Below are 12,576 nucleotides of genomic sequence, written 5' to 3' on the forward strand. Positions count from 1 at the left end.
CTTAACGGAGAAGAGCGGCGAGGGGGCGCGGTTCATTTGGGCGCGCGTGTCGGAAGCTTGTGCTTTTGTTGTGTCGGCAAGAAAGACGGGCAGACGCTGCATCGTGCGCAGACGCCCTGAACTTCGATGACCCGATGCCGGACCTGAAATCCAAGGGTCTCGGCCGCAGCGTCGATCAATTGACAGGATAGCGTATTTTCCACCGCTTGCGCGGCACCACATCGATCGCAGATACAGTAGACGAGGTGAGAGGGATCGTTTGCCCAGATCCGCACGAAGGCATTTCGACTTTCGAGCCGTCCCACTAACCCGCTGGCAATCAGCTTTCCGAGAGCCCGGTAAATTGTAGTCGGAGCAATCCGCGGGCAATTCGAATGACTGACACACCGTAGGATGTCGTAAGCCGAAAGTGGGACGTTTGCCTTCGTCAGCACGTCGAGTACATCATTCCGTAAAGACGTGGTCCGCCTTTTGAAGGCATCGCAACCTTGACGTGCGTCGCGAGACGGCGGCATGACACGCTCTATCATCGGGAAATTGTATCCATCACGAGGACCGGCCCAGGCCTTGCACCGTTTGCGATATTTGCCGGGAGACGATGAAGGCATCCGAGTTTGCCTTCAGCCGCCCCTTTAATGAACACTACTGCGAACGGTGTCAGGGTACTGACAATACCACTCTTTGGATTTTGGCTGCCGCACCACTCTGGTCCAGCGCTTCCATAGGCGCAGATCAGCCGAAGTGCATCGGGGGGCAACTCGAACGCAGTCTCCCCACGGGATGGCGTTATTAGCTGGATGTGCTGCCGGACGCCTCCTGTCAGCGCACCGAACAGTGCGGACAAGTCCCTGACATCAGTCAGGATGAGGGGAGACCAGTCCTGATGTAAAGCCGGGTTTACAAGGGAATCTGCGATTTCCGAAGGTGTGCCGGCGAGAGTGAGAGCAGATGGGGCTTGTGAGCAGTTTGTGAGAGTTCCTTCCCATGTTGCCGGAATCCGGCGCCCCCACACGACCATATCGACATCCGGTCGCTGCAGATCCATCACGACTGTCGCGTGGGCACAGGCGACCACATGCGGTGCAAGACGGCCCAGAGTACTGTTTTCCGGTGGGTCGATTGTTGGCGCGGGCCAGCTCTCAATGAATAGCATGGCGCCGAGACTTTCCTTCGGCGCGCGCGCGGGTGGAGTCATATCCGTCGAGACAGAATGTTGCTGTGAGGGAGGGGGCATGGTTCCCGAGCTTGACGATAGGTGGCGAACGTCTTTATGGTTACGTTATAACATAACATAGTCAATAGCAGATAAACTTCAATGGACACACTGATGGACGTTCCACGGCAAGTGAGAACCCGGCCGACCCGGGCTCAGGCGGAAGAGGCGGTGCGAACCCTGCTCGCCTGGACCGGTGATGATCCTGATCGCGAGGGGCTTGCCGGTACGCCTGACCGCGTGGTGCGGGCCTATGAGGAGTTTTTCGAGGGATATCATGACGACCCGGTCGCTCTTCTGGAGCGGACCTTCGAAGAGAGCGGTAACTACAACGAGATGGTGGTGCTACGCGATATCCGTCTGGAATCCCATTGCGAGCATCATATCATTCCGCTGATCGGTAAGGCGCATGTGGCGTATCTGCCCGACAAGCGGGTAGTTGGCATCAGCAAGCTGGCGCGTCTCGTGGACGTCTTCGCCCATCGTCTACAGATCCAGGAAAAACTGACGGCCCAGATCGCGGATACAATCCAGGGCGTGCTTCAACCGCGTGGCGTCGCGGTCGTGATCGACGCGGCTCACCAGTGCATGACCACACGCGGAGTACATAAGCCAGGCGTGAGTATGGTGACCAGCCGCCTGCTGGGCGAGTTCGAGACGTCGGAATCTCTGCGGCGCCAGTTCTTCACTATGGCGGGAATGGGTGGCGTGTGATGGGCACAACTGTATCTTCTGTGTCCACGGCATTTGGGTCGCGCGTCTCAATTGAGCAGGTCGAGGAGGGGAGCGATCTCGCCCCACGTTTCGACGCCAGCGGACTGCTGACCGTGGTCACAACGGACGCAGAAAGCGGTGATGTCATGATGGTTGGCGTCATGAACGCAGAGGCGCTCGCACGCACTATCGCAACCCGTGAGGCGCATTACTGGAGCCGGAGCCGTCAGTGTCTCTGGCGAAAGGGCGCCACGAGCGGGCTGGTCCAGCATGTCCTCGAAATGCGGATCGACGACGATCAGGACGCGATCTGGCTGCGCGTTCACACTGCGGGCACAGGAGCGAACTGCCATGTGGGTTATCGAAGCTGTTTTTATCGGCGTGTTGATCTCACTTCTGAGGAAGGCCTTCCGTCATCATCGGCAGCACTCCTCTTTTGCGAAACGCACAAAATATTCGATCCGCTCGCCGTCTATGGCGACGCCCCAAACCCGACAAAGCTTTAGAGGAAAAATCCCCATGGATGACCAACTTCCCGTTACCGTGCTGTCCGGCTTTCTTGGCGCGGGAAAGACGACCTTGCTCAATCACGTACTGAATAACCGCCAGGGCTATAAGGTCGCGGTCATCGTGAATGATATGAGCGAGGTCAACATTGACGCCGCTCTGGTGCGCGAGGGCGGCAGCAATCTGTCGCGTACCGATGAAAAGTTGGTTGAAATGACCAATGGCTGCATTTGCTGCACGCTCCGCGACGATTTGTTGCAGGAAGTACGGAGGCTCGCAGAGGAGCGGAAATTCGATTATCTGCTCATTGAATCTACAGGCATTGCGGAACCGCTGCCCGTAGCCGCAACGTTTGAGTTTCGTGACGAGAGTGGCGTCAGCCTGAGCGATATCGCACGGCTGGATACGATGGTGACGGTCGTTGATGCGGTCAATCTCCTGCGCGATTATTCTTCCAGCGATTTCCTGAAGGATCGGGGTGAAACGGCCGGGGAGGACGACGAGCGTGCCCTGGTCGATCTGCTCGTCCAGCAGATCGAGTTTGCGGATGTCGTGGTGATCAACAAAGTCTCCACCGCTACATCGGATCAGGTTGATGCGGCGAGGCAGATCATTCGTGCGTTGAATTCGGACGCTGATATCATCGAGACCGACATGGGGTCTGTTCCTGTTGAGCAGATCCTGAATACAGGCCGTTTCGATTACGACAAGGCACATCAGCATCCGTTGTGGTTCAAGGAACTTTACGGCTTTTCCAGCCATGTTCCTGAAACAGACGAATATGGCATCCGTAATTTTGTCTATCGTGCGCGCCGTCCGTTCGAACCAGCGAAATTCCAGGCCTTCCTTGATCGGAACTGGTCTGGCGTCGTACGCGCCAAGGGCCATTTCTGGTTAGCTACGCGCCCGGACTGGGTAGGTGAAATGAGTCAGGCTGGAGCCCTGGTGCGAAGCGAGGCGATGGGGCTGTGGTGGGCTGCGATTCCGAAAAATCAGTGGCCGGATACTGATCAGTGGCGCGACTTCGTATTGGGAAACTGGGATCCGGTCTTCGGCGACCGTCGTCAGGAAATCGTCTTTATCGGCAATGGAGATATGGATGAATCCGGTCTTCGGCAGGAACTTGATGCCTGTCTTGTTCCAGATCTCGGAGACACCGCTTTTGAGCCGTCACGCTATGCACGCCTCCCTGATCCCTTTCCGCTTTGGCGTCGCCAGTCGGAAAGTCTTGAGTCGGCCTGAACGAATTCCCACACGCTATTATTGAGGAATATTTTCATGAAAACCCGAGCTGCAATTGCGTGGGAACCTAACATGCCGCTTGAGATCGATCTGGTTGATCTCGAAGGCCCGAAAGACGGCGAGGTTCTGGTCCGTATCGTGACCACGAGCCTGTGTCATACGGATATGTTTACCCTGTCGGGGCATGATCCGGAAGGACGTTTTCCATGTATTCTCGGTCACGAGGGGGTCGGGATCGTCGAGGATGTGGGTAAAGGTGTTACCTCTGTTGCTCCGGGTGATCATGTCATTCCGCTCTATATTCCCGAAGACCCGAACTGCCCGATGATCCGTTCGGGCAAAACCAATCTCTGCTCGACTATCCGCGAGACACAGGCGCTCGGTCTGATGCCAGACGGCACCAGCCGTTTTTCATACAAGGGCCGCCAGATCTTTCATTACATGGGCACCAGCACGTTCAGCGAATATACCGTGCTGCCCGAAATTGCCGTGGCGAAGATCACCAAAGAGGCGCCGCTTGCGAAAGCCAGCGTCATGGGGTGCGCCGTCCCGACAGGTATGGGAGCCGTGCGGAACGCCGCGAAAGTGGAAGCGGGATCGACTGTGGCCGTCTTTGGTCTCGGTGCGATCGGCATGGCCGTCATTCAGGGGGCTGTCATGGCCGGTGCTGCAAGGATCATCGGCATCGACACCAATCCGGCGAAGTTCCTGCTGGCCCGAAATCTGGGGGCGACCGATCTCGTCAATCCGACCGATCATACCGATCCAATCCAGAAAGTTATCGTGGAGATGACGGGTGGCGGCGTGGATTATTCCTTTGAGGCGATCGGTCGGGTCGATGTCATGCGAGCGGCCCTTGAGTGTTGCCATAAAGGCTGGGGTGAATGCACAGTCATCGGTGTCGCTGGGGCTGGCGAGGAGATCTCGACGCGGCCTTTCCAGCTGATCACGGGACGGGTCTGGCGGGGCACGGCCTTTGGGGGTGTAAAAGGGCGTTCGCAGTTACCCGGTATGGTCGATGAATGGCTGGCGGGGAAGTTTAGCGTTGACCCTTACATCACCCACAACATGACTCATGACCGGATCAATACGGCATTTGATCTTCTGCATCGGGGAGAGGCCATTCGCTCTGTCATGCATTATCAGCCGGGCGAAACCATGTCGAATGACCTACCTGGCAAAATTCTGACCGATCTTTAAGGAGACGAAATGTGGCTATGCTGAGACCAAATCCACGTGGTGATTTCCCCGTAGTTTCTGAAAGCGCCTTTATCGACCCGACCGCGATCCTGTGCGGTCATGTGATTGTCGAGGACGATGTCTTCATCGGTCCCTATGCCGTTATTCGCGCCGATGAAGCCGATGAAGACGGCCATGTCGAGCCCATCCGGATCGGGAGTGGGTCGAACATTCAAGACGGTGTGGTCATCCACTCAAAAGATGGCGCGGCCGTGACGATCGGGTCGCGCACGTCCATTGCACATCGCTCGATCATTCACGGTCCCTGCGCTGTTGGAGACGAGGTATTCATAGGCTTCAATTCCGTGATCTTCAACTGCACGGTCGAACGGGGTTGCGTGGTAAGGCATAACTCCGTTGTCGAAGACTGCGTCTTGCCGGAGCAGTTTTATATTCCGTCCACGACAACAATTCATTCGAATACAGATCTATTGACGATTACGCAGGTCACTCAGGATGCGACGGCATTTTCTGAGAGCGTCGCGGAGATGAATGTTAGTCTGGCACACTCCTATCGACGTATAGCCAATCAACTTTAAAACTTCCGTCAAGGGACGCAATTAAAGAGGTACGAACCAATTTTGGCTGAATGGGGACCTTATTCTCCTGGAAAAACCGGAGGGTTTTTAGAGCCCTCCGGTTTGTCGGTTCGGTGAACACCACGGGCGCCAGGAAATCCAGTTGGAACCGCATATCTGGCGATCATCTGCTAAGTGGACACTATCGTACCATGAGCAGTGGCCCACGAGGTTTTGCCTGACACGCCAGGATGTAGCCCGCCTTCTTGTCTGCCGCCGATAGACCGACTTCGCAACCGGTTGTGATGGTGCCTTTTATGAGCTTGACTTTGCAGTGTAGGTTGTGCCCGATAGCGAGAAGCTGATCGGATATTCCTTGGTGTCCGGCAGGTTATCTCCGTGCGACAGAACGCCGCCGAACGATTCACAGGCGATCCGTTCAGGTGAAGTCCCGAGTTCATCACACAATACAAGCGCCGCGGCGACCATAGCAACTGGGCCGCAAATGCGCATATGATGATCGGCTATAAAACGGAAGGGAAGCCGTTCACCTACCAGCGGGCGTCGTCTGAACGAACGGATATCTGGCGTTTCGGCTCGCACGTGAATGATATACATGGTGCCCGCTCAGAATCCTGCGGGGCGTTTGTTTTCTTCCAACGCCGTGCATGCCGCTGCATTGTTATACGTTGTAACGATATCGTTCAGTGCGATCCTTGTGTTAACGCCGGTGCGTGCAGACCGAGTATTGATCGCTACACGAAAAAAATGATTAAAGCGCGCGGGATTAGACCATGCCGGCTGCGTCCGGCGCCTGTACTCTGCGAAGCGGCGGGCAAAAGCATTGTCTCTCTGACCAGTTAGCGGATCGCGAGACGGCACGACACAACGCTGACAGGGGTTTATTCCCAACCACTCTGTGCCACCAAGGTGAAACTCGACTTCGTCTCCAAGTCCTCCGAACAGTGCATCTTCCCAAAAAGCCGGGACGCCCCCGATCTCGATATTGGTCCGAAAGCGGGCCCGAACTTGCTCGACTGGCAACCCGAACCATATTCCAATCGTCTCTAGCGTCGCAACGCTGATGATAGTCGGACCAGGCGAATCCGTATCATCAGGATGTCCCGTAGTGGTATCCGCCCGAAGGTGGACTGGAAAACCGAAAAACCGACTTAGCCATGCCTCTATTGGTCTTGCAGTGCCATCAAGATTGAACAGAACAGTAGGCAGACCTCGACCAGAGTCATCTCGTAGGCTTACGGTCCGTTTATCAAGATCGAAACCAGCGCGGATGCGATGAATCTCTGCGTGGTTCTTGCCGTTAACCACACGCCCCTGTGCGTCAAATAGAGCCCAGCACCGGTCGTCTGCCAAGGCCCCGCTAGTAAGAACCCGCGCATTTGTGACTTCCACCGGATCCAATGATTTAATCGGAAAGATCAGAATGCGGGAGATAAACGGAACCGATCTGGTCATTTTTCATAATCTCGCGAGGAAATTTCAGATGTTAGAAACTATGTTGGAGCGGCGGATCTAATACGTCATGGCAGCCTTGTTTTGAGGACTGTATTGGTGATTGCAATGAGACGCCGTACGATAGCGACGATCACCAGTTTGTGTGGTTTACCCGATTGTTTCATGGGTTTGGAAACATCTTTCAGAAGGGTTTATGGCACGCAGTTGCCAATCCTGCCTGAAACAGGGGCTGACGGAGAAATCTTCCTCCCCTTGAAATGACACGTTTTCTATGCATCACGCCATTGTCATGAGCCATTGGTGCAAGTCCGGCCATGGCAGAGGCTTCTGTTGCCAGAATACGATCAAGTCCTGGCATTTCAAACGGATAGTGTTTCTTTTTCTAACTGATCCTGGCCACTCGGCCCCTCTGTTCTGACGTCGACATCCAAGGCTTGAATCACATCAGACCGATTTTCCAAACAGACTCTCAAGCCGTCGATGCCCGCCCGAGCCTGATCTTATACGGAAAAATGGAATAAGCGCTTGAATATAAGTGAGCGTTCACTTACCGTACTTCCGTAAGGAGAACCCATGCCGACCTCACGCCGTTCCAGATTGTCCGCGACTGACCGCAAGCAGGCCATCCTGTCCGCTGCAGCTCCCATTTTCGCCCGGCTCGGTCGGGACGGTGCGACGACCAAGGAAATCGCCAGAGCCGCTGGTGTTTCCGAAGCTTTGCTTTATCGGCACTTTACCAGCAAGGACGTGCTTTATGCGGCGCTTGAAACTCACTGCGTTGAAGCGAATGCAGTTGGCAGCCGTATTCTCGCCGAGGTGACGCCTTCAACTGAAACACTGGTCATGGGTGTCGCCATACTCGTGCACGCAGTGTTTCCCGGTATTGGCGATGCGCAGTCTCACGAAGACACCAAACGCCTTGTGACGGCCAGCCTGCTTGGCGATGGCCAGTTCGCAAAGGCGTTCCTCGACCAGCATGTAAAGCCGTGGGTCAGCGTTTTTTCGCAATCATTCAGGGCGGCTCAAGACGCGGGAGACGTCGAATCTGGCATTCATATCGGTCATGCAGAGATATGGTTCGTCCATCATCTAGCGAATACTTTGCATCTCATCAGCCTGCCCGACATCACGGTCGTTGAATACGGCATCACACGAGACAAGCTGGTCGAGAACACTATCCGGTTTCTGTTGCGCGGGCTCGGCCTCCAGAACGCCGTCATAGACCGGCATTACGACCCGAAAAAACTCAAGATGATCATTATATCAATGGATCAGAAAATATGATGGAACCGATCAGGACTATAGGCGTCATCGGTGCAACGGGGCGGCTTGGCGCGCCAGTTGCAGCGGAACTGGCAAAACATTTTCAGGTGAGGGCAATCGTTCGTTCGCCAGACAAAGCTCGGAGGATACTGCCGCCTAATGTCGAAATCGCCCAGGCAGATCTGCGGGACATTGCGGGGTTGCACAAGGCGCTCGACGGGGTGGATGCGCTCTATCTCAACCTTGCGACCGACACGGCGGATTTGACGCTTCCCTTCTACGAAGAGAGGGAGGGTGTGCGGAACTTGATGAGCGCCATCAAAGGGTTGAATATTAATTATATTGCTAAAATCGGTGCTCTGGGCGCCTATCCTCCCGCGCTCAACACTATCAGACATAACATCGTGCCCAATATTATTCGGATGGAAGGGCACAAAATCATCGCGGATTCCGGTATTCGTCATACGTTTTTCGCGCCGACCCATTTCATGGACCTGCTCCCAAATATGATCAGCGGTCGAGCGCTCCAGTGGATCGGGAATACACACATCAAAATCTGGTGGATCAGCTCCGCCGATTATGCGCGCTGGGTGATTGAGGCGTTTCAGAATCCTGAGGCAATGCCTGTACATTGCCCCGTACAGGGGCCGGAAGCGATCTCCGTCAGGCAGGCGCTGGAGCGGTTTGTCCGAAATTATGATCCGACACTTAAAATTCGCGTGGCTCCACTTTGGATCATGCGGATGATCGGTCTTTTTAATCCGAAAATGAAGTTCGTCGCGCATTTGTTTGCGTATTTCGGGGATCACGAAGATCCGTTCTATGCCGAAAAAATCTGGCAGGAACTGGGCAAGCCCACAACGACGCTCGAGATGTTCGCGCAGGAGCTGCGGCAAAGTCGGCATTTACAACAAGGCGCGAAATGAGCGGGTCAGGGAATAAAGCGATGATCACACCTAAATGTCTGAAAGACGGCCAAACAGGACGGGTCATGCCGGTCGTAGACTTTAATCGCTGTGAGGGAAAAGACGCCTGCGTCGCCGTATGTCCTTACGACGTGTTTGAAGTGCGCAAGATCGATCCGTCCGATTATCGCGATCTTTCATTTGTGGGCAAAATCAAGAGCTATGTCCACGGAGGGATGGTCGCCTATACCCCGCATGCTGATCAATGCCGTGCTTGTGGTTTGTGTGTGAAAGCATGTCCTGAGCGCGCAATCAAATTGGTAAAAATTTGACGTTCATACAAAGATGACTGCGCATTTTTTTCTATAATCAGAATTTCTGCTGATGTAAGTCGTCATGACTCCTCGTGCTTTGGGGAAGCTATGACAGCCTATCTCTTTCTGGAGAGATTTATCTGTCATAGCTATTTTGAGCGCCCATTAAAAATCTCACTTTACATGACTACCCAATACTGATGCGACAGCATCGCGCAGCCATACTGCGGCAGGATCACGATCACTCCGGGCTGACCAGATCATCGATACTGCCGGGATACGCAAGTTCAGTGGAACGGGACGGATCGTTAAACCGAAATGCGCGGCATGTTGCTGAGCGATCCGGCTGGGAAGCGTAGCCAGAACGGGGGCGGCTGCTGCGGCAGCAAGTGCCGTCAGAAAATCTGATGCAGCGAGGACCACGTTGAGTTCCTGACCAATCTGCATCAGTGCGTCTGACAGGCATCCCTGGATGTCATCTTTCAGCGTCATGAGAACATGGGGCAATGCAAGATAACGCTCAACCGTGATTGGAGCATCCGGATCGATCAGCTTCGGGTTGAAGCAGCAGACGAGAGACTGCTCATACAACGATACCCCACAATGGCGTTCCAAACCGAAATCAAAACACCCAACTGCGATATCCAGCGCCCCCGTATCCAGTAATGTATAGACCTCACTCCGAGGAGATCCACGTGACAGCAGTCGTATTCCAGGTGCATGCCGTTGCAAATAGGCCGTCAGTTTAGGCATCAGAAAGACTTCAAGTTCGGACGAAAAGCCGAAACGAAAGATGCGCTGTTCCGTCGCAGGATCAAATTGTTCCTCAGACATCAGGATGTGCTGAGCCTGCCTTAACAACTCCGCAACATGTGACGCCATGGTTGACGCTTTGGCGGTCGGTTGCATGACAGCACCGGTTCTGACGAGCACATCATCGTCCAGTAACATTCGGAGGGTGGCGAGTGCATGGCTCATTGCGGGTTGTTGAATGCGAAGGCGTCGTGCCGCCTTTGTGACGCTGCGTTCTGAAACGAGGGCGTCGAAAGCAATCAGAAGATTGAGATCGAAGGAACGAAGATTGAAATGATCAATGGGTTTCATATTTCAAATCGATTTGTATGATGTTTGCGCGCACCCTAACGTCTGATGCGACGTAAAACAATCGTATTGAGTCAATCATGGCAGCAGCTTTTCAAGTGGGTGACGCCCGTGTCACGCGTATTCCCGAACTTCATTGGGATAACGCGCGCCCTCACAAACTGTATCCGGATATCGACGCTGAGGCACTTGCAATATTCGGTCCGTATTTGACGCCAGGATCATTTAACCCCGTGACCGGTGGGCTCGCGCAGGGAACTCATGCGTGGCTTGTTCAGGTTTCTGGTCTCAATATCCTGGTTGATACCGCCACAGGAAACGACAAGCCGTTACCTGCCGCACCGGCACTGGATCATCTGCATACGTCGTTTCTCGAACATCTTGCAGCCGCAGGCGTACAACCGGAGCAGGTTGATACCGTTCTGCATACGCATATTCATGCCGATCATGTTGGATGGAATACGCGTTTGCACAACGGAAAATGGGTGCCGACCTTTCCGAAAGCCCGTCATGTTTTCTCAGTGATTGAGGCCCGATACGGCGCCAGCAATGACGGTATTGACCCTGCTCCAGACCTACCTCCAGAGATCTTAGGGCGCCCGGACCATCGCCCACTCCCACGTGTCTATACAGACAGCATGCTCCCCGTTATCGAAGCCGGGCTGGGAGAGGCGATTATCATCGACGGTCAAGATCTTCTTGCAGGTTTCTCTTTTCATCCGACCCCTGGGCACAGCATCGATCATGCCTCGATCCGGCTGCGGTCGGATGGTGAAGACGCGTGGTTTACAGGAGATGTCATGCACCATCCTCTGCAGGTTTATCGTCCGGATCTGCGGTCCGTTTACTGCGAATTCGTTCAGCCTGCCGAGCGCTCGCGGCAGTGGTTTCTTGGAGAAGCGGCGGAAAGCGGGAGTCTCTGCTTTACCAGTCATTTCGCGGAAACGGGTGCCGGATATGTCAGGCGTCGTCCAGAAGGTTTTGCATGGGAATTTGCGCAACTAAATGTAGGAGACGCCAGATGACAAATCTGCTTATGGAAAACCTGTTCATTCCGAGTGATACGGACAATATCTCGCTTCATCTGCGCCATAAACGACGTGCAGACATCCAGATATTTGGTTCACAGCGCACTATCTTGCTGATGCATGGCGCGACGTTGCCGGCAGAAAGTCTTTTCGATGTTCCTGTTGGGGAGGGGGCATTCATGGATGTTCTCTCGCGGGAAGGATTTGACGTTTATGCGCTCAACGTGCGGGGCTTCGGAGGATCAACGCGTCCTGATGGAATGGGAGGTGCACCTGAAGCTGCGCTGCCTCAGGTCAGGACCGAAACAGCAGTACGCGATCTGAGTACTGCTGTTGACTATCTTCTCGCAACGCTTGCCATCCCACGTCTTTGCCTGATCGGAATGTCCTGGGGTGGCACGGTTACCGGCGCATATACGGCTGCTCACAATGACAAGGTGGAGAAATTAACGCTGATTGCACCGCAATGGATCAATGACGGGGTTTCTCGTCTGGATCCGGGTGGTCCAGTGCCTGCTTATCGCCGCTTTAATGTTCAGGCATTTCGCCAGCGCTGGCTTGAAGGCGCACCTGAGCAGAAACGCGAAGAGATTCTGCCAGCAGGGTGGTTTGAACAGTGGGCCGCAGTTATTCTTGCGAGCGATCCCGCAGAGCAGGATGGAGTGATCCGGGCGCCTGCGGGTGTCATTCAGGATGTGCGTGACTACTGGTCCGCAGGGAAGGCGTTTTACAGTCCCGAAAAGATCACGGTCCCGGTTCTTCTGCTTCATGCTGAGTGGGATTTGGATGTAACTACTCAGCAGATGGGAAACCTGTTTCCACGTTTTCTCAATGCCCCGTATCGTCGCTGGACGGAGATTGGGGAAGGAACGCATATGGTGGTTATGGAAAGGAACCGATGGCAGGTGCTTGAAGAAATTCTGATCTTCCTGCGGACTGCCCCTCATTCAAAGGGTTAAATTCTAGGAAGTGTCCTGATCTGCCGCGTGTTTGACCTGTTCTAGCGGGATAGACGCGATCCATCATTGAAGTGGATCTCGTCGGGATTGCTTGCAA

At 54.5% G+C, this 12,576-nt stretch carries 16 protein-coding genes; 10 read left to right on the top strand and 6 right to left on the bottom strand.

From position 1 onward, the window contains the following. Positions 1 to 32: 32 nt before the first annotated feature. Both A0U94_RS14510 and A0U94_RS14515 read right to left on the bottom strand, forming a co-directional pair. Positions 33 to 608, bottom strand: coding sequence for a Fur family transcriptional regulator (locus A0U94_RS14510; protein ID WP_338030064.1), 576 nt, complete (start codon positions 606 to 608; stop codon positions 33 to 35). Then, positions 527 to 1,153: a DUF1826 domain-containing protein gene (locus A0U94_RS14515; protein ID WP_167369414.1), complete on the bottom strand. Its 627-nt coding sequence runs from the start codon at positions 1,151 to 1,153 to the stop codon at positions 527 to 529. Before A0U94_RS14515 ends, A0U94_RS14510 begins: the two co-directional genes overlap by 82 nt. 174 nt (positions 1,154 to 1,327) lie before the next feature. Between A0U94_RS14515 and folE the strand changes: the two genes are divergently transcribed. Genes folE through A0U94_RS14540 form a run of 5 tightly spaced genes read left to right on the top strand, consistent with a single transcriptional unit; the run spans position 1,328 to position 5,454 of the window. Then, positions 1,328 to 1,927, top strand: coding sequence for a GTP cyclohydrolase I FolE (gene folE, locus A0U94_RS14520; protein WP_233142725.1), 600 nt, complete (start codon positions 1,328 to 1,330; stop codon positions 1,925 to 1,927). After that, positions 1,927 to 2,433 (top strand): phosphoribosyl-AMP cyclohydrolase, encoded by a 507-nt coding sequence (hisI, locus tag A0U94_RS14525; RefSeq protein ID WP_149026849.1) that lies wholly within the window; start codon positions 1,927 to 1,929, stop codon positions 2,431 to 2,433. The genes folE and hisI overlap by 1 nt, the downstream gene beginning before the upstream one ends. Positions 2,434 to 2,446: 13 nt before the next feature. Continuing rightward, positions 2,447 to 3,676 carry a zinc metallochaperone GTPase ZigA gene (zigA, locus tag A0U94_RS14530; protein ID WP_077804058.1) on the top strand — a complete coding sequence of 410 codons (1,230 nt, stop codon included), beginning with the start codon at positions 2,447 to 2,449 and terminating at the stop codon, positions 3,674 to 3,676. Between the two features lie 36 nt (positions 3,677 to 3,712). Next, a complete protein-coding gene (locus tag A0U94_RS14535) occupies positions 3,713 to 4,876 on the top strand; it encodes an S-(hydroxymethyl)glutathione dehydrogenase/class III alcohol dehydrogenase (RefSeq protein ID WP_077804059.1) in 1,164 nt (387 codons plus the stop codon). Between the two features lie 17 nt (positions 4,877 to 4,893). Then, the gene (locus A0U94_RS14540) at positions 4,894 to 5,454 is read left to right on the top strand and encodes an LbetaH domain-containing protein (RefSeq protein WP_077804060.1); all 561 of its coding nucleotides are present in this window, start codon (positions 4,894 to 4,896) and stop codon (positions 5,452 to 5,454) included. A 294-nt stretch (positions 5,455 to 5,748) separates the two neighbouring features. On the opposite strand, the gene A0U94_RS15780 is transcribed toward A0U94_RS14540, so the two are convergent. The 3 genes from A0U94_RS15780 to A0U94_RS16300 all read right to left on the bottom strand — a co-directional run bounded on the left by A0U94_RS15780 (position 5,749) and on the right by A0U94_RS16300 (position 7,267). Then, positions 5,749 to 6,051 (bottom strand): ferredoxin reductase domain-containing protein, encoded by a 303-nt coding sequence (locus A0U94_RS15780; RefSeq protein WP_063904072.1) that lies wholly within the window; start codon positions 6,049 to 6,051, stop codon positions 5,749 to 5,751. A gap of 9 nt (positions 6,052 to 6,060) precedes the next feature. Next, entirely contained in the window at positions 6,061 to 6,909 is an 849-nt protein-coding gene (locus tag A0U94_RS14545) for an MOSC domain-containing protein (protein ID WP_063904071.1), read from the bottom strand. 181 nt (positions 6,910 to 7,090) lie between these two features. Continuing rightward, positions 7,091 to 7,267, bottom strand: a complete 177-nt coding sequence (locus tag A0U94_RS16300; protein ID WP_077804061.1) for a transposase — start codon at positions 7,265 to 7,267, stop codon at positions 7,091 to 7,093. Between the two features lie 215 nt (positions 7,268 to 7,482). Between A0U94_RS16300 and A0U94_RS14555 the strand changes: the two genes are divergently transcribed. The 3 genes from A0U94_RS14555 to A0U94_RS14565 are packed head-to-tail and all read left to right on the top strand — an operon-like array spanning position 7,483 to position 9,409. Continuing rightward, positions 7,483 to 8,193 carry a TetR/AcrR family transcriptional regulator gene (locus A0U94_RS14555; protein WP_077804062.1) on the top strand — a complete coding sequence of 237 codons (711 nt, stop codon included), beginning with the start codon at positions 7,483 to 7,485 and terminating at the stop codon, positions 8,191 to 8,193. After that, positions 8,190 to 9,098 carry an SDR family oxidoreductase gene (locus tag A0U94_RS14560; protein ID WP_077804063.1) on the top strand — a complete coding sequence of 303 codons (909 nt, stop codon included), beginning with the start codon at positions 8,190 to 8,192 and terminating at the stop codon, positions 9,096 to 9,098. The genes A0U94_RS14555 and A0U94_RS14560 overlap by 4 nt, the downstream gene beginning before the upstream one ends. A gap of 20 nt (positions 9,099 to 9,118) precedes the next feature. Further along, positions 9,119 to 9,409, top strand: a complete 291-nt coding sequence (locus A0U94_RS14565) for a 4Fe-4S dicluster domain-containing protein (protein ID WP_064275570.1) — start codon at positions 9,119 to 9,121, stop codon at positions 9,407 to 9,409. Positions 9,410 to 9,565: 156 nt separating this feature from the next. Here the strand turns inward: A0U94_RS14565 and A0U94_RS14570 are convergent, their stop codons facing one another. Further along, on the bottom strand, positions 9,566 to 10,495 hold the full coding sequence (locus A0U94_RS14570) for a LysR family transcriptional regulator (RefSeq protein ID WP_063904067.1): 930 nt from the start codon (positions 10,493 to 10,495) through the stop codon (positions 9,566 to 9,568). 77 nt (positions 10,496 to 10,572) lie between these two features. Here A0U94_RS14570 and A0U94_RS14575 point away from each other — a divergent pair, with 77 nt between their 5' ends. Next, entirely contained in the window at positions 10,573 to 11,517 is a 945-nt protein-coding gene (locus tag A0U94_RS14575) for an MBL fold metallo-hydrolase (protein ID WP_077804064.1), read from the top strand. Next, positions 11,514 to 12,479: an alpha/beta hydrolase gene (locus A0U94_RS14580; protein ID WP_077804065.1), complete on the top strand. Its 966-nt coding sequence runs from the start codon at positions 11,514 to 11,516 to the stop codon at positions 12,477 to 12,479. The genes A0U94_RS14575 and A0U94_RS14580 overlap by 4 nt, the downstream gene beginning before the upstream one ends. The last annotated feature ends 97 nt before the right edge of the window (positions 12,480 to 12,576 follow it).

It is taken from the genome of Gluconobacter albidus (assembly GCF_002005485.1).
GTDB lineage: Bacteria > Pseudomonadota > Alphaproteobacteria > Acetobacterales > Acetobacteraceae > Gluconobacter > Gluconobacter albidus.

Coding starts and splice junctions, on each gene's coding strand:
- A0U94_RS14510 (WP_338030064.1), bottom strand. CDS start 608: ATGCCTTCATCGTCTCCCGGCAAATATCGCAAACGGTGCAAGGCCTGG.
- A0U94_RS14515 (WP_167369414.1), bottom strand. CDS start 1,153: ATGCTATTCATTGAGAGCTGGCCCGCGCCAACAATCGACCCACCGGAA.
- folE (WP_233142725.1), top strand. CDS start 1,328: ATGGACGTTCCACGGCAAGTGAGAACCCGGCCGACCCGGGCTCAGGCG.
- hisI (WP_149026849.1), top strand. CDS start 1,927: ATGGGCACAACTGTATCTTCTGTGTCCACGGCATTTGGGTCGCGCGTC.
- zigA (WP_077804058.1), top strand. CDS start 2,447: ATGGATGACCAACTTCCCGTTACCGTGCTGTCCGGCTTTCTTGGCGCG.
- A0U94_RS14535 (WP_077804059.1), top strand. CDS start 3,713: ATGAAAACCCGAGCTGCAATTGCGTGGGAACCTAACATGCCGCTTGAG.
- A0U94_RS14540 (WP_077804060.1), top strand. CDS start 4,894: ATGCTGAGACCAAATCCACGTGGTGATTTCCCCGTAGTTTCTGAAAGC.
- A0U94_RS15780 (WP_063904072.1), bottom strand. CDS start 6,051: ATGTATATCATTCACGTGCGAGCCGAAACGCCAGATATCCGTTCGTTC.
- A0U94_RS14545 (WP_063904071.1), bottom strand. CDS start 6,909: ATGACCAGATCGGTTCCGTTTATCTCCCGCATTCTGATCTTTCCGATT.
- A0U94_RS16300 (WP_077804061.1), bottom strand. CDS start 7,267: ATGCCAGGACTTGATCGTATTCTGGCAACAGAAGCCTCTGCCATGGCC.
- A0U94_RS14555 (WP_077804062.1), top strand. CDS start 7,483: ATGCCGACCTCACGCCGTTCCAGATTGTCCGCGACTGACCGCAAGCAG.
- A0U94_RS14560 (WP_077804063.1), top strand. CDS start 8,190: ATGATGGAACCGATCAGGACTATAGGCGTCATCGGTGCAACGGGGCGG.
- A0U94_RS14565 (WP_064275570.1), top strand. CDS start 9,119: ATGATCACACCTAAATGTCTGAAAGACGGCCAAACAGGACGGGTCATG.
- A0U94_RS14570 (WP_063904067.1), bottom strand. CDS start 10,495: ATGAAACCCATTGATCATTTCAATCTTCGTTCCTTCGATCTCAATCTT.
- A0U94_RS14575 (WP_077804064.1), top strand. CDS start 10,573: ATGGCAGCAGCTTTTCAAGTGGGTGACGCCCGTGTCACGCGTATTCCC.
- A0U94_RS14580 (WP_077804065.1), top strand. CDS start 11,514: ATGACAAATCTGCTTATGGAAAACCTGTTCATTCCGAGTGATACGGAC.